15 protein-coding genes are annotated in these 14,366 nt (G+C 68.6%); 7 read left to right on the forward strand and 8 right to left on the reverse strand.

Features of this window, described 5'->3' with window-relative positions:
• Complete coding sequence (locus ACLARN_RS31755) at positions 1-1,098, reverse strand: glutamate--cysteine ligase (RefSeq protein WP_409495155.1); 1,098 nt, start codon at positions 1,096-1,098, stop codon at positions 1-3.
• A 136-nt stretch (positions 1,099-1,234) separates the two neighbouring features.
• Here ACLARN_RS31755 and pip point away from each other — a divergent pair, with 136 nt between their 5' ends.
• Complete coding sequence (gene pip, locus ACLARN_RS31760; protein WP_409495156.1) at positions 1,235-2,191, forward strand: prolyl aminopeptidase; 957 nt, start codon at positions 1,235-1,237, stop codon at positions 2,189-2,191.
• A 320-nt stretch (positions 2,192-2,511) separates the two neighbouring features.
• On the opposite strand, the gene ACLARN_RS31765 is transcribed toward pip, so the two are convergent.
• Together ACLARN_RS31765 and ligD (ACLARN_RS31770) are read right to left on the reverse strand one after the other, a co-directional pair.
• A complete protein-coding gene (locus tag ACLARN_RS31765; protein WP_409495157.1) occupies positions 2,512-3,330 on the reverse strand; it encodes a DUF4097 family beta strand repeat-containing protein in 819 nt (272 codons plus the stop codon).
• Positions 3,331-3,428: 98 nt separating this feature from the next.
• Positions 3,429-4,388, reverse strand: a complete 960-nt coding sequence (ligD, locus tag ACLARN_RS31770; RefSeq protein ID WP_409495158.1) for a non-homologous end-joining DNA ligase — start codon at positions 4,386-4,388, stop codon at positions 3,429-3,431.
• A 46-nt stretch (positions 4,389-4,434) separates the two neighbouring features.
• Between ligD (ACLARN_RS31770) and ligD (ACLARN_RS31775) the strand changes: the two genes are divergently transcribed.
• The 4 genes from ligD (ACLARN_RS31775) (at position 4,435) to ACLARN_RS31790 (ending at position 8,845) form a co-directional block, all read left to right on the forward strand.
• On the forward strand, positions 4,435-5,352 hold the full coding sequence (ligD, locus tag ACLARN_RS31775; protein ID WP_409495159.1) for a non-homologous end-joining DNA ligase: 918 nt from the start codon (positions 4,435-4,437) through the stop codon (positions 5,350-5,352).
• Between the two features lie 95 nt (positions 5,353-5,447).
• Positions 5,448-5,984 carry a MarR family winged helix-turn-helix transcriptional regulator gene (locus tag ACLARN_RS31780; RefSeq protein ID WP_409495160.1) on the forward strand — a complete coding sequence of 179 codons (537 nt, stop codon included), beginning with the start codon at positions 5,448-5,450 and terminating at the stop codon, positions 5,982-5,984.
• Positions 5,985-6,063: 79 nt separating this feature from the next.
• The gene (locus ACLARN_RS31785; RefSeq protein ID WP_409495161.1) at positions 6,064-7,428 is read left to right on the forward strand and encodes a pyridoxal phosphate-dependent decarboxylase family protein; all 1,365 of its coding nucleotides are present in this window, start codon (positions 6,064-6,066) and stop codon (positions 7,426-7,428) included.
• A 34-nt stretch (positions 7,429-7,462) separates the two neighbouring features.
• A complete protein-coding gene (locus ACLARN_RS31790; protein WP_409495162.1) occupies positions 7,463-8,845 on the forward strand; it encodes an amino acid permease in 1,383 nt (460 codons plus the stop codon).
• Here the strand turns inward: ACLARN_RS31790 and ACLARN_RS31795 are convergent.
• Positions 8,823-9,827, reverse strand: a complete 1,005-nt coding sequence (locus ACLARN_RS31795; protein WP_409495163.1) for an ROK family protein — start codon at positions 9,825-9,827, stop codon at positions 8,823-8,825. The genes ACLARN_RS31790 and ACLARN_RS31795 overlap by 23 nt on opposite strands.
• Before the next feature lie 8 nt (positions 9,828-9,835).
• Complete coding sequence (locus tag ACLARN_RS31800) at positions 9,836-10,264, reverse strand: winged helix-turn-helix transcriptional regulator (protein ID WP_409495164.1); 429 nt, start codon at positions 10,262-10,264, stop codon at positions 9,836-9,838.
• 130 nt (positions 10,265-10,394) lie between these two features.
• Here ACLARN_RS31800 and ACLARN_RS31805 point away from each other — a divergent pair, with 130 nt between their 5' ends.
• Positions 10,395-11,807: an MFS transporter gene (locus ACLARN_RS31805; protein WP_409495214.1), complete on the forward strand. Its 1,413-nt coding sequence runs from the start codon at positions 10,395-10,397 to the stop codon at positions 11,805-11,807.
• On the opposite strand, the gene ACLARN_RS31810 is transcribed toward ACLARN_RS31805, so the two are convergent.
• The gene (locus ACLARN_RS31810; RefSeq protein ID WP_409495165.1) at positions 11,747-12,211 is read right to left on the reverse strand and encodes an SRPBCC family protein; all 465 of its coding nucleotides are present in this window, start codon (positions 12,209-12,211) and stop codon (positions 11,747-11,749) included. The genes ACLARN_RS31805 and ACLARN_RS31810 overlap by 61 nt on opposite strands.
• A 64-nt stretch (positions 12,212-12,275) precedes the next feature.
• Between ACLARN_RS31810 and ACLARN_RS31815 the strand changes: the two genes are divergently transcribed.
• On the forward strand, positions 12,276-12,764 hold the full coding sequence (locus ACLARN_RS31815; RefSeq protein ID WP_409495166.1) for a hypothetical protein: 489 nt from the start codon (positions 12,276-12,278) through the stop codon (positions 12,762-12,764).
• On the opposite strand, the gene ACLARN_RS31820 is transcribed toward ACLARN_RS31815, so the two are convergent.
• Positions 12,745-13,743, reverse strand: a complete 999-nt coding sequence (locus ACLARN_RS31820; protein ID WP_409495167.1) for an aliphatic amidase — start codon at positions 13,741-13,743, stop codon at positions 12,745-12,747. The two genes, ACLARN_RS31815 and ACLARN_RS31820, sit on opposite strands and share 20 nt — an antisense overlap.
• The gene (locus tag ACLARN_RS31825; protein ID WP_409495168.1) at positions 13,730-14,347 is read right to left on the reverse strand and encodes an AmiS/UreI family transporter; all 618 of its coding nucleotides are present in this window, start codon (positions 14,345-14,347) and stop codon (positions 13,730-13,732) included. Before ACLARN_RS31825 ends, ACLARN_RS31820 begins: the two co-directional genes overlap by 14 nt.
• Positions 14,348-14,366 lie beyond the last annotated feature (19 nt).

Here is a 14,366-nt window from a genome sequence, read left to right on the forward strand (position 1 = left end):
TCACCTGGCCGGGACGTTCATCGTCGCGAAGGCGAGGTCCGCGGCGAATTCGCCGGGGGAGGCCGCTTCCGCGAACAACCGCCGTTGCCGGGTCGCGCCGGTCCCGCGCTCGAAAAGCGAGTGCAATCCCTGCTCGACGTCATCGAGATCACCGGCCGCCCTGAGCGCGGGCCGGACGAAATCGACGAGCCGGCCGAGAAGAACGCGCTGATCGGCCTCCCGGCCGGTGAAGACGTCGATCCCCGGTCCGTCGAGGCCCCGGCGCGCGGCGGCCGTCAGTGCCGCGCCGATCCGGGCGCTGCGAACTCGCGGAAGTCCCGTCGCCCCGGCGCAGGTCGCGACCAGTCCGCGGACCAGCGCCGCGAGCAGGACGGCGTCGTCGACGGCAAGGCAGACGTCGGCGATCCGGACCTCCACCGTGGGATGGCGAGGGGAAAGCCGGGCGTAGAAGTACACACCGGCCGCGTCGAGAGCGGCCCCGTGGCGCAAGGCTTCCCCGACACTGCGGTCGTAGGCGGCCGCACCAGGCCATTCTTCGGGCGGTTTCGCCGTCGGCCATCGGTCCCAGATCGGGAAGCGCCTGCTCGACCATCCGGAATCGGCGCCGTTCTCGATCGGGGAGTTGACACTGAGCGCCAGCAACGGGGCGAGCCACGGCCGCAGTCCGGCGAGGACCCGCGCGCCGAGATCCCGCGACGGCAGACCGACATGCACATGGCAGGCGCAAGTCCCCGCGTCGTCGATCAGGTCGGGGAACGCCTTGGCCATCCGCCGGTACCGGGGTTCGGGTGTGATCGTGTCCCCGCGCGGGCCGACCGGCGGTATCCCCGCCGCCACCATCAGACAGCCGTCGGCCTCGGCCGCTCCCGCGACGATCTGCCGTAGCCGTGTCAGTTCCGAGCGGACCTCGTCCAAACTGTGGCAGATCCCGGTCGCGGTCTCGATCTGGAACCGCATCAGCTCACCGGTGACGTCCGGTTCGGCGGCGAGGTGTTCGAGAAGCGCGGGCGCGCGCAACGCGACCGAGCCGTCGCTCGGATCGAGGAGGACGAACTCTTCTTCCACGCCAAGGGTGAACATCGTGCCGTCAACCGCCATGGTTCCCCGTCTCTGGTGGTTTTCGCCGGTACCGATGAATCTGCCCCTCCCGGCGTCGCGAAGAAAGGGCCGGTGTGCTGAACTTCGTTGCGGCGAAGGTGTTTCGCGATCTCACTGACGGTTCTAGCCTGGGTTCATGATCGACCTGTATCCGCCCGTGGAGCCTTATGACAAAGGATTGCTCGATGTAGGTGACGGCAACCTCGTCTATTGGGAGACCTACGGGAACCCGGACGGGAAACCGGCGGTCATGCTGCACGGCGGCCCCGGCCAGGGGTGCACGCCGGGTATGCGGCGGATGTTCGACCCGGCCCGCTATCGCGCGGTGCTGTTCGACCAGCGCGGCTGCGGCCGCAGCACCCCGCACGCGAGCGACCCGGCGACCGACCTGCGGCACAACACGACCGACCATCTCGTCGCCGACCTGGAACGGTTGCGGGAACACCTGGGAATCGAACGCTGGCTCGTCACCGGCGGCTCATGGGGAACCACCCTCGCACTAGTCTACGCCGAACGATTTCCGGAGCGGGTCACGGAGATCATCGTCAGCGCCATCAGCACGACACGGCGTTCCGAGATCGACTGGCTCTATCACGGCGTCGGCCGGTTCTTTCCCGAAGAGAGGGCCCGTTTCCGCGGTGACCTCTCCGGCGACCTGGTCACGGCCTACGCGCGGCTCATGGAAGATCCCGACCCGCACGTGCGGACCGAGGCCGCTCGTTCGTGGTGCGCCTGGGAAGACACCGTGCTGTCGCTGGAACCCGGCGCGACCGTCCACAATGGTCCGATCGGCGAGTGGGAACTGGCTTTCGCCCGCATCGTCACGCACTACTACTCCCACGCGGGCTGGCTGGAGCCCGGCGCGGTGATCCGCGATGCCGGTCTGTTGCGGGAGATTCCCGGCGTGCTGATCCACGGACGGCGGGACCTGAGCTGCCCGGTGGACACCGCCTGGGAACTCGCCCGCGCCTGGCCCGGCGCGGAGTTGCTGATCGATGACGGGTCGGGCCATCGGTCGAGTGACGTGAAACGGACCTGGAAGCTGGAGGCGCTGGACCGCTTCGCCCGTCGTGAGTGGCTCCCAGGTACATGAAGGCCCCCTTCCTTGCGCTTAGCGCAAGGGTCCCGGCAAAGTCGCATACTGGCCGATCAGGTGGGGCATCGGGGACTCGCGACCTCGCCCGACAATCGGGCATATCGCCATTAACCGTACATCTCACTTCCCACGAGTGTCTCTTGTGGACAGCAGGGCAGCATCTGGCCCGCACGGCAACGAAGCTCGTGTCGCGAAAGCCACTTTCGGGACACCAGACGTCCCGAAAGTGGCTTTCGCGACACGCCACGTCGACCAGCAGGTATATGACTTTGCCGGGACCCCAGCGCTTAGCGCAAGCAAGGGGGCCTTCATGTACCTCAGGCGGCCGCGCGCTGGATGACGATGTCGTCGAGCCGCGTGCGGGCGTAGACCTTGACCCCGCCCTCGCCGTTGCCCGCGGCGACGGAGCTGCGCACCGAACCCTTGGTGCTCTTGGCATCCACCGACGCGGCGTCCCCGTCGACACCGACTTCGATACCCCCGGACGCGTTCATCAGTTCGGCACCGCGCGACAGCTTGCCGACCCGGATCGGGCAGTCGGCCGCCTTCGCGACGACGTCGCCGTCGGCGCGGTCGATGTCGAAACTTCCGCTCGAGCCGGAGAGGTCCAGATCGGCGTGGGCGTGCCCGATCCAGACCTTCCCGGTCGCCCCCGCGTACCGGACCGTGCCCTCGGCCTCGCCGATCCGCAGACCTGCTGTGCCACCTTCGACGTCCACGGTTCCGGCGACGTGCCCGAGCGCGACCTCGCCCGCCGCCAGGTTGCCCCGCACCGTCGCGACGTGGTCGACCTGGATCTGGCCCGACGCCACCTCCAGCACGCAGTCACCGAACCGGCCTTCGGCGCGCACGTCCGACCACGCCGTGTTCAGGACCAGCCGGGAACCGGCGGGCACCTCGATCGTGATCGCGACCGACCCCGCCTTGCCGCCGGCCTTCTTCGTCTCGATCGACAGCTCTCCGTTCGCGAAGTCGACCTTCGTGTTCTCGGCGACCTTCACGTCCGACTTGCTCGTGCTGTCGATCGGCTCGACCAGCACCACCGTGTCCGAACGCTCGCTCGCGGCGACGCGCACCCGGGCACCCGCGGTGGTCAGCGTGGCGGTGATCGGCTTCGGGGTGGGGAAGACAGACATGGGGGAACTCCCTCGTGGTGGTGATCTCTCGTTGTCGAGAGCAACGATCACCGACCCGGCTGACACCGGACCGCCACGGCACTGACACGCCGCGGACACTAGGAAGGAAGCACGACGTCCTCGGGTGCCTTGTCCGCCCGCAGTCCCCGCCAGGTCGTATGCCGCAGCCGTCCATCCGGGGTCCAGTTCCGGTGCACGACCTCCCCGACCAGCTCCGGCGTCACCCAGCGCACTCGCCGCGCCCGATCGCGCGGGACCTCCGAAGCGAAGGGCGGCGTCTTCCGTGCCAGCGGGGTGAGCCGGGCATGCAGGTCTTCGAGGACCTTGTCGCTGAACCCGGTCCCGACGTCGCCGACGTACCGCAGCTCACCGGCCTCGTCGTGCGCGCCCAGCAGCAGCGCGCCGAGCGTGCCCGAGCGCCGTCCCTCGCCGGGGCGCCAGCCGCCGACCACGACCTCTTGGGTGTGCCACAGCGCCCGTTTGATCCACTGCCGCGTCCGCTTGCCGGGGTAATACCGGCTGTCGAGCTTCTTCGCGATCAGCCCTTCGAGCCCGTGCTGCCGGACGACTTCGAGCAGCTGATCGGGTGAGATGTCGTCGTCGGTGTAGCCCGGTGGGATGACGATGCGGCCGCCGCCACCCAGCGACGTCACGAGTTCGCGACGGGCGGCGTAAGGCTCGTCGAGCAGGACGGTGCCGTCGAGAAACAGCACGTCGAAGGCGAAGAAGTGCACCGGGCTGCGCTCCAGCAGCGACGCGTCTGGCGTGCGCAGGTGCCGCGTCTGCAACAGCGGGAAACTCGGCCGTCCTTGGTCGTCCAGAACGACGATCTCACCGTCGAGGACGGCTTCGTGGCCGTCGAGGGCCTCGGCGGTCACGTCCGGGTACGTCGCTGTGATGTCGAGGCCGCGCCGGCTGGTCAGGCGTGTCTCGCCGTCACGGGCGACCCGCAGGCAGCAGCGGTAGCCGTCCCATTTGTACTCGTACCCCCACCCGCCGGTGGGCAGGTCACCGTCGGTCGCCAGCATCGGGGCGATCGCGTCCGGCACGGTACTCATGCCTCACGGTACCCCGGAAGCCCCGCCGGTGATCTATCGTCGAAGGGTGCCTGATGAGCGGATAACGGTCGAGGTCGAGGGACGGCGGCTGGGGCTGTCCAATCTGGACAAGGTGCTCTACCCGGCGCACGGTTTCACCAAACGGGAAGTCCTCGACTACTACCGCCGCGTCGCCCCCGTCATGCTCCCGCATCTGCGCGACCGCGCCGCCACGTTCCGCCGGTTCCCGGACGGCGTCGACGGCGAACCGTTCTACGAGAAGAACGTTTCCCGGCACGCGCCCGAGTGGGTGCGCACCGCGCGGCTGACCAACCGCGGCCGCCGGGGCGGGGAGGAAACACTCGACTATCCGGTGGTCGGCGACCTCCCGACGTTGATGTGGGCGGCCAATCTCGCCGCGCTGGAACTGCATATTCCACAGTGGACGGTCGGCCCGCGTGGTGCACGGAAATCACCCGACCTGCTGGTGTTCGACCTCGATCCCGGCCTACCCGCGGACGTCGTCGACTGCTGCCGGGTCGCCGAGATGCTCAGCGAGCTGCTCACCGAAGACGGCTTGACCGTGTACGCGAAGACCAGCGGCAACAAGGGAATGCAGCTGTACTGCCCGGTGCGCACCCGCTCCGACGAACGCACCTCCGAGTACGCCAAGGCGGTCGCGGAGGAGCTCGCGCGCCGGTCACCGGAAACCGTGGTCGCCAGGATGACGAAGGCGATCCGCCCCGGCCGCGTGTTCATCGACTGGAGTCAGAACAACACCGCCAAGACCACCATCGCGCCCTACTCCCTGCGCGGCCGCGCCATCCCGACCGTGTCCACCCCGGTGACCTGGGAGGAGGTCGAGGCCTGCCGCAAGGCCGCCGATCTGCTGTTCACCGCCGAGCAGGTGATCGAACGCGTCGAGGAGATGGGCGACCTGTTCGGCGACATCGCCGAACACCGCGCGGCCGTTCCCGCTCGCTGACCCGAAAAGACCACTGTGGACGCCGGCCCGTTCCGCATACCATCGGCGGATCGGACGCGCGGTGGCGCGCCCACCGGCCGGTGAGGAGGTGGCTGTTGACCGGATATCACACTCTGGCCGAGACCGAGAAGGCCGTGCGGGCCAAGCTGGGCGGAATCCCGCTGCTGTGGGAGCGGATGGAGGCGGTGGCCAACCTCCACCGCGCCGCCACGGCGGTGCGGCTGCACTTCGAGAACTCGGTCCTGCGTACCGCAGGGCTCACCTGGACCGCGTTCGTGGTGCTCTGGGTGGTGTGGATCTTCGGCGAGAAGGAGACCAGGCACGTCGCCGCGGAGTCCGGGATCACCAAGGGGACGCTGACCGGAGTGATGAAGACCCTGGAAACGCACGGCCTGGTCACCAGGCGCAAGCACCCCGTCGACGGACGGCTGGTGCTGCTCGCGCTGACGGCGGAGGGCGAACGGCTGATGCGGGAGCTCTTCCCGGAGTTCAACCAGGAAGAAGCGTTCGTCACCGATCGGCTCAGCCCGGCGGAGTGCGCCGACCTGGCCGTTTCGCTGCGGGAGATCGTCAAGCAACTGGAGGACAAGGGCGAGGAGCGGCGTCAGGCGGCCGCTACCCGAGGGAGCTGACCCCTACCGAAGACGGTTGCGCGAGGACTCCGGCGACTCCTACGTTTTTTGGAGCCGAACGAAGCGAAGGGCGCCCTTGATGGACTTCCGGTACTGGCTCGGTCAGGCGTTGACGTCGAACGAGGCGTGGGCGGACACGTTCACCCCCATGCGGCCACATCCGTCGCTGGAGATCCCCGACGGGCGGTTCGAGAACGCGTTCGAGGAGCTCACCGAGCGGCTGAAGGACAATTACCCGTTCTTCCACCCGTCCTACGCGGGCCAGATGCTCAAACCGCCGCATCCGGCCGCGGTGGTCGGCTACCTGGCCGCGATGCTGGTCAACCCCAACAACCACGCGCTCGACGGCGGGCCCGCGACGGCCGAGATGGAACGCGAGGTCGTCCGTCAGCTGGCCACGATGTTCGGCTATACGGAGCATCTCGGGCATCTGACCACCAGTGGCACCGTGGCGAACCTCGAGGCGCTGTTCGTCGCGCGGGAGACGCATCCGGGCAAGGGGATCGCCTACAGCGCCGAGGCGCACTACACGCACGGCCGGATGTGCGGCGTACTCGGTGTCGAGGGGCACACGGTGCCTGTCGACGGCCGCGGCGCGATGGACCTCGACGCGCTCGAGGACCTGCTGCGTACCGGGAAGATCGGTACCGTGGTGCTCACCGCGGGCACGACCGGGCTCGGCACGGTGGAACCGGTCCACGAGGCGCTGGCGCTGCGCGAACGGTACGGCGTCCGGGTGCACGTCGACGCCGCCTACGGTGGGTTCTTCCGGCTTCTGTCCGGTTTGGACGGTCCAGAAGGGCTGCCCGAAGCACCGTGGCTCGCCATCGCCGAGGCCGATTCGATCGTCATCGACCCGCACAAGCACGGACTCCAGCCCTACGGCTGCGGCGCGGTGCTGTTCAAGGATCCCGGGACGGCCCGGTTCTTCCTGCACGATTCGCCGTACACCTACTTCACCTCGGAAGACCTGCACCTCGGCGAGATCAGCCTCGAATGCTCCCGGGCCGGCGCGGCGGCCGCCGCGTTGTGGCTCACCTTCCGGGTGCTGCCGCCCACCCCCGACGGGCTGGGCCGGGTGCTCGCGGCCGGGCGCCGCGCGGCGTTGCGGTGGGCGAAACTGCTGGAGGACTCCGAACGGTTCGACCTGTACCAGCCACCGGAACTCGACATCGTCACGTACTTCCCGCGCACGGAACCACCTTCCCTGTCGAAGATCGACCAGGTGAGCGCACGGATCCTGCGCAACGGCATGGCCGCGGCGAAGGATCCGGTGTACCTCAGCACGCTGCGGGTGAGCGGGCCGGGGTTCGGCCTGCGTCACACCGGGGTCGACGCGGATGCGGACGGCGCGCGGATCCTGCGTAGCGTGCTGATGAAGCCCGAAAGCGAGGACCACGTCGACCGGCTCCACGAACGGCTGGAAGAGTTGTCCCGCGGTTGAACACCGCGTACCGCCGCAGACGAATGGATCCACCATGCCCGCACCAGGTCCCGCCGAACCCGAGATCGAGACCAGGACACTCGGTACCGGTTTCCGGCGGCGGCACGTCACCATGCTGGCCATCAGCGGGGCGATCGGCGCCGGGCTGTTCGTCGGCACCGGCGCGGGGATCAAGACCGCCGGTCCCGGCATCCTGCTGTCCTACGTGGTCGCCGGCCTGCTCATGGTGCTCGTCATGCGCATGCTGGGCGAGATGGCGGCCGCCGAGCCGAGCAGCGGTTCGTTCTCGGTGTACGCGGAGAAGGCGCTCGGGCGCTGGGCCGGGTTCACCGTCGGCTGGCTGTACTGGTCGCTGCTGGTGGTCGTGGTGGCCGCCGAGGCGACCGCGGCGGCCGGGATCGCGAACGGACTCCTGCCCAAGATTCCACAGTGGACCTGGGTGCTGCTGTTCATGGCGGTGCTGACCGTGGTGAACCTGTTCGCCGTGCGCTCGTTCGGGGAATTCGAGTTCTGGTTCGGCGCGATCAAGGTGACCGCCGTCGTCGGGTTCCTCGTGCTCGGCACGCTGGCGGTGTTCGGAATCCTGCCGGGTACGTCGCCGGTCGGTCTGAGCAATCTCACCGGGCACGGCGGGTTCCTGCCCAACGGCCTGCAAGGCGTGCTGACCGGCCTGCTCGCGGTCGCGTTCTCCTTCGGCGGCATGGAACTGGTCACCATCGCCGCGGCGGAGTCCGAGGACCCGGCGGATTCGATCCGCCGCACCACGCGCACGGTCATCGTGCGGCTGCTGCTGTTCTACATCGGTTCCGTGGCGCTGATGGTGCTGTTGCTGCCGTGGGAATCCGCGTCGGCCAACGCCAGCCCGTTCGTGACCATCCTGGAGCAGATCGGGGTGCCGTCGGCGGCGCTGCTGATGAGTTTCGTCGTGCTGACCTCCTTGCTGTCGGCGCTGAACGCGAACCTGTACGGCGCCTCGCGGATGGTGTTCTCCCTGGCCTCGCGAGGTGAAGCGCCGCGCGCGATGCTGCGGCTGTCCGGCGCCGGGGTCCCGCGGACGGCGGTGCTGGCGTCGGTGGCCTTCGGCTTCGTGGCCGTACTGCTGAACTTCCTCGCCCCGGAACACGTACTTCCGTTCCTGCTCAACGCCATCGGGGCGAATATCCTGCTGGTCTGGATTTTCGTCGCCGTCTCCCAGCTGAAGCTGCGGAAAGCGGCGGAACGGGACGGCACCGCCGCGGACCTTCCGGTGCGGATGTGGGGCTTCCCGTGGCTCAGCTGGGTCGCGCTGATCGCGATGGCGGGCGTCCTCATTCTCATGTGGACGGACGCGAGCGCGCGGGCGCAGCTGTTCACCAGTGGTGCGGTTGCCGTGCTGATCGTGGTGATCAGCCTGCTCAGGCGACGTCCGCGACGCTGAACAACTCGTGCTCGACGCGGCTGAGGGCCAGCCGCACCGCGCCGAGCGCCACCGAGTCGTCGCCGAGCATCGACGTCTCGACGCGCACCGGGAACAGGCACAGGCGGGCCAGTTCGGTCCGCAGCGGCGTCGTCAGCAGGTCTCCGGCCTGCGCGAGTCCGCCGCCGATCACCACCAGTTGCGGGTCGACGGTGAGCACGGTGGCGGCGACGAGCTCGACGAACCTGTCCACGGACGCGGACCGGCCGACCCTGCGCAGGACGCCGATCTCGCCCGCCGCGCCGTTGTGGCCCGCGTGCAGCTTCCCGCCGAGCAGCAGTCCCAGCGACACGGTCCGCCCGGCCCGCACGTAGACGACGTCGTCGACACCGTGCGCGGCCCCTCGCCAGTGCTCAGCCAGCGTCGCGAGCTTCGTGTCGTTGCCCGCCAGCACCGGGCATCCACCGCCGAACTCCGCCGGCAGGTCGAGCCCGGTCCAGCCGGGCAGGCGTTCGCTACGGACGACCTTGCCGCCGGACACCACGCCGGTGGTGCCGACGCCGAGCACCCGGACGTTCGGACGGCCTTCGACGGCGGCACCGAGCACCCGGTGCGCGACGCCGAGGCGGTCGGGAGCGTCCATCTCCGGCGTGAGCTCGGCCCTCGCCCGTCCGACGACGTCACCGCGCAGATCGGCGACCAGGCACAACGCCTTGTGCGGGCCGATTTCGAGTCCGGCGACGTGCCCGGATTCGGGACGGAAGCGATACCGCTTCGCGGGTCTGCCGACCGGTCTCGGCGCGTCGGGGGAGAGCGGGACCTCCTCGATCAGCCCCTGCTCACCGAGGTCGGTGGCGATCTCCTCGACCGTCGGCCGGGAGACCTCGCTCGCCTTGACCAGTTCCGTGAGGGTGAGTTCTTCGGCCGCGTACAGCGCCCGCAGGACCGCTATGGCGTTGAGTCGCCGCAGCAGTGAGGGATCCCCGCCGGAAAGTCTGGCCATGCGGCTCCTCAGGCGTTGACGCGCTGGTCGTACCGGGCCCGCGCGACGGCGATCTCGCTCTGGTGGTCCTCGGTCCAGGTGACCAGTGACTGGATGGTCTTGTGCAGCGTGATGCCCAGTGGTGTCAGCGCGTACTCGACCCGGGGCGGCACGACCGGATAGACGGTCCGGTTCACGAGCCCGTCGCGTTCGAGGTGACGCAGCGTGGTGGTGAGCATGCGCTGGCTGATGCCGTCGATCTTGTACTTCAACTCGGTGAACCGGAGGGTGTTCACGTCGAGCAGCGCGATCACCAGGAGTGACCACTTGTCCGCCACCCGGTCCAGGATCTGGCGGACCTCGCAGTCCTCGCGGGTGTCCCACTGGAAGGCCCCGTAGTCAGCCTCGGTGAGTTCACAACGACTGGGTGAGTTCAAAGTGCCTTCTTCCATGGTCATCGATGGTGACGGAAGATCACCTTGGTTACAAGAGGGAACCGACCGGCAGATGAGTAACCGTCGGCCCTTGTCCACTGAGGGAGTTTCGATCTTGATCACAACGCGAACGCCGCCGCGCGCCGCCGACCGGATGAGCGGGCGGGCCTGGGGCGTGCTCCTGGTGCTGTGCGGCGCCATCTTCCTGGAGGGCATCGACATCGCGATGCTGAACGTGGCGTTGCCGTCCATCCGCGCCGAACTCGACTTGTCGACCGCGACGCTGAGCGGCGTGGTGAGCGCCTACGTGCTCGGCTACGGCGGATTGATGCTGCTGGGCGGGCGCGCCGCCGATCTCTACGGCCGCCGCCGCATGTTCCTCACCTGGCTGGTGGTGTTCCTCGTCTTCTCCGGGCTCGGCGGGTTCGCCACCGAGGGCTGGATGCTGCTGGTCGCCCGGTTCGTCACCGGGGTCGCCGCGGCCTTCATGACCCCGGCTGGCCTGTCCATCATCACCACGAGCTTCGAGGAAGGCCCGAAACGCACCAAGGCACTGCTGTTCTACGCCGGCACCGCGGCGGGCGGCTTCTCGCTGGGCCTGGTCATCGGCGGGCTGCTGACCAGGATCGACTGGCGCTGGGTGTTCTTCACGCCGGTGATCCTGGCCGCCGTCATCCTGGCCGCCGCGCTCTGGCTCATCAAGGAACCGGTGGGGCGGGACCAAGGCTCGCGGCGCCTGGACCTCGGCGGGGCCGTCACCGTGACCGTGGCGATGTTGCTGATCGCCTACGCGGTGGTCCGGCTGGAACACCCGGCGCTGGGCTGGGGCTGGACGGTCGCGTCCTTCGCCGGGGGAGTGGCCGCGCTGGCGGCCTTCGTGGCCATCGAACGCCGCTCGCCCGCGCCACTGGTGCGACTGGGCATTCTGAGGTCGGGTCCGCTGGTGCGGGCCAACATCAGCGCGTTGCTCTACGCCGGTTCGTTCTTCGGGTTCCAGTTCCTCGTCACGCTGTACCTCCAGGAACTCCGGGGCTGGTCGACGCTCGAGACGAGTCTCGCGTTGCTGGCGACCGGGATCGACGCGATCCTCGCGCCGACACTGACCCCGCGGCTGGTGGCGAAGTTCGGCAACACACGGGTGATCTTCGGCGGCCTCGTGCTCGCTGTCGTGGCGTACGCGCTCTTCCTGCCGCTGGGCATGGACTGGACGTACGCGGCGATGTTCCCGTCGATGATCCTCCTTGGCCTCGGGTTCGCCCTCGCCTACGGCCCACTGACGATCGTCGCCACCGACGGGATCGCCGAAGACGAACAGGGACTGGCGGGTGGCCTGCTCTACACGTCTTTCCAGTTCGGCGCGGCGCTCGGACTGTCCGCGGTGACCGCAGTGAGCGTCGCGGCGCTCGGGGACGGTTCGCGGGAAGCCGCGCTCGGCGGTTTCCGGGCGGCCTTCGTGGTGCCGCTGGTGATGGCCGTCCTCGCCGCGATCGTCACCGCGTCCGGACGTCAGCTCGCTTCGACGAAGGACGCCAAGTTGGCCAAGGAGGAGGCGATCCCGGCCTCGTGATCCGGCTGGCCGATGCCGGACGGCACACCTGTCGCGGTGACGGTCACGTCGGTGCCGTCACCCGCGGCGGTGAGCTGCCAGGTCATCGTCATGGTGCCCGCGAAGGACGGGTCGTCGGCCTCGAAGACGGCCTTCTGCACCACGCGTTCCGGCGGCAGCAGTTCGGCGAACCCGACTTCGACGACGTCCGTCGCGTCCGAACTCTTGCCGGGGGCGTCGGAGGCGTCGAGGTAGGTGAGGGTCATCCGGAAGCCGCCGCCGGGCCGGGGATCCCAGTGTTCGACGCGGCCGCGCATACCCTCGGGTGGCAGCCAGGCTTCGAGGGCCGCGCGGTCGAGAAGTGCGTTGTAGACGGTCGCGGGCGGTGCGGCGATCACCCGGCTGCCGCTGTCGATCCTATCCATCCTCCCGATTCTAGGGCCGATACGCTGCCGTCGAGGGATCACGGCGAGCGGTGGTCCAGGGAGGGTGATCCACATCGAGTACGTCATCGCCTGGTCCGCCTTCCTCGGTGGCTGGCTCCTCGTCGCCGGGCCCATGTACCAGGGTGCGCTCGAACTCCGCGAGGAAGGCGAGCGGTTCCGCGACCTGCGTTCGGTCGAGGTGCCCCGGCCCTCGTATGGCGAGCCCGTATCGCGCTGGTGGTGGCTGTTGCCGCCGGTGGCCATCGCCAAGGAACGGCGACGGCGGCGCAAGGTGCACCGCGAGGTCATGAACTCGTTCACGGCCGAGCAGCGGCGCACCATGGCCACCTTCGCCAACAAGGCCCGCGGCTGGTTCATCGTGACCGCGGGCGCCTTCTTCATCGCCCTCAAGGAAACGTGGCACCTGAACCGCCTGTACCACTGGCCATTGTGGACTTATCTCGCGCTCGTGCTCGTCCCACTGGTGCTGAGCTTCGCCCACACGTCACGGGGTCTCCGGCTGACGGTGCTCATCATGGGTGCCGAGGAGTGATGGTGTCGCGGGTGATCGACTCGGCCTTCTCCTGCGCCTTCTTGGCATCGGTGACCCAGAGCTTGTAGAAGTCGAACGGGCAGTCCGCCACGCCCTTGTCACCCTCGTCCGCGTCCCGCACGCCGGTGTACCCGCGGTGCAGCAGCTTGAAGATGTGGTTCTGCGACTGGTCGTAGGTACGCGCGTCGCGGATCGCCGACACCGACAGCTGCGCGTACTGGATCCCGAATTCCTCCTCGCCGGTCTCGCCGAGCGTGCGGCCGTCGAAGCCGATGATCGCGGAATGGCCGAAATACGAGTACACGCCGTCGAATCCGGCGGCGTTCGCCACGGCCACGTAACAGTTGTTGGCCCACGCCATCGCCTTGGCCATCAGTACCTGCTGCTCCTTGGCCGGGTACATGTAACCCTGGCAGCGCACGATCAGCTCGGCGCCCTTCATCGCGCAGTCGCGCCAGATCTCCGGGTAGTTCCCGTCGTCGCAGATGATCAGCGAGATCTTCAGCCCCTTGGGACCGTCGCTGACGTAGGTCTCGTCGCCCGGGTACCAGCCCTCGATCGGGCACCACGGAAGGATCTTGCGGTACTTCTGGACGATCTCACCCCGGTCGTTGATGAGCACGAGGGTGTTGTACGGAGGCTTGTTCGGGTGGTCCTCGTGCCGTTCGCCGGTGATGGAGAAGACGCCCCAGGTCTGGGCTTCCCGGCAGGCGGCGGCGAAGATTTCGGTCTCCTCACCGGGAATGGCCGCCGCGGTCTCGTACATTTCGCCCGCGTCGTACATGATGCCCTGCGTCGAGTACTCCGGGAACACCACGAGGTCCATGCCCGGCAGCCCGGACTTCATGCCCACCACCATTTCGGCGATCTTGCGGGCGTTGGCGAGGACTTCGGCCTTGGTGTGCAGCCGCGGCATCTTGTAGTTGACCACCGCGACGCCGACCGTGTCCGGGCTGGCGGAAATGTCACCGTGTCGCATTTGGACTCCTTTTCACCGGGTGGGTTTTCTGGAGGAACAGGGCCGCCGCGACCAGCGCGACGGCGATCGCGGCCGCCAGCAGCGCTGTCCCGCCGTCGCTGCGGTAGGCGCCGGTCAGCCCGAGGAAGGCGGGCACCGTGCAGGTCGGCTGGCTGAGCAGGAGGACGGTCCAGCCGGTGAACCGCGTCAGCCGGTCCATACCGAGGCCGAGCACCAGGAAGAACAACGTCCACAGCAGTGCCCAGGACAGCCAGATGACGCCGAACACCGGATCGCCGTCACGCCAGAACGCGATTCCCGCGAACACCACGGCGGCGCCCGCCACGAAGAGCGAGAACCAGCCGATGCCTTCGGGTTCCAGGCCGGCGAGGTTCGCGATCCCGACGTACAAGTAGGTGAAGCCGAACAGGTACAGGCCGGACGCGGCGAGGATCGCGTCCGGATTCCCGCCCGCCTGGATGATCAGCACGGTCGGGGTGACGCACTGCAGCGCGCCCACGAACAGGTTCAGCACCGCCGCCGACCGCGGCGGTATCCGGCCGAGCAGCATCAGGCCGTTGATCATCAAGGCGGCGCCGACGTAGAGCAGGCCAACGTTGCCCATGCCCACCTCCGCTGCGTCA

The organism is Amycolatopsis sp. cmx-11-12, assembly GCF_046269425.1.
In the GTDB taxonomy this organism is placed as follows: domain Bacteria; phylum Actinomycetota; class Actinomycetes; order Mycobacteriales; family Pseudonocardiaceae; genus Amycolatopsis.

Coding starts and splice junctions, on each gene's coding strand:
- ACLARN_RS31755 (WP_409495155.1), bottom strand. CDS start 1,098: ATGGCGGTTGACGGCACGATGTTCACCCTTGGCGTGGAAGAAGAGTTC.
- pip (WP_409495156.1), top strand. CDS start 1,235: ATGATCGACCTGTATCCGCCCGTGGAGCCTTATGACAAAGGATTGCTC.
- ACLARN_RS31765 (WP_409495157.1), bottom strand. CDS start 3,330: ATGTCTGTCTTCCCCACCCCGAAGCCGATCACCGCCACGCTGACCACC.
- ligD (WP_409495158.1), bottom strand. CDS start 4,388: ATGAGTACCGTGCCGGACGCGATCGCCCCGATGCTGGCGACCGACGGT.
- ACLARN_RS31785 (WP_409495161.1), top strand. CDS start 6,064: ATGGACTTCCGGTACTGGCTCGGTCAGGCGTTGACGTCGAACGAGGCG.
- ACLARN_RS31790 (WP_409495162.1), top strand. CDS start 7,463: ATGCCCGCACCAGGTCCCGCCGAACCCGAGATCGAGACCAGGACACTC.
- ACLARN_RS31795 (WP_409495163.1), bottom strand. CDS start 9,827: ATGGCCAGACTTTCCGGCGGGGATCCCTCACTGCTGCGGCGACTCAAC.
- ACLARN_RS31800 (WP_409495164.1), bottom strand. CDS start 10,264: ATGACCATGGAAGAAGGCACTTTGAACTCACCCAGTCGTTGTGAACTC.
- ACLARN_RS31805 (WP_409495214.1), top strand. CDS start 10,395: ATGAGCGGGCGGGCCTGGGGCGTGCTCCTGGTGCTGTGCGGCGCCATC.
- ACLARN_RS31810 (WP_409495165.1), bottom strand. CDS start 12,211: ATGGATAGGATCGACAGCGGCAGCCGGGTGATCGCCGCACCGCCCGCG.
- ACLARN_RS31820 (WP_409495167.1), bottom strand. CDS start 13,743: ATGCGACACGGTGACATTTCCGCCAGCCCGGACACGGTCGGCGTCGCG.
- ACLARN_RS31825 (WP_409495168.1), bottom strand. CDS start 14,347: ATGGGCAACGTTGGCCTGCTCTACGTCGGCGCCGCCTTGATGATCAAC.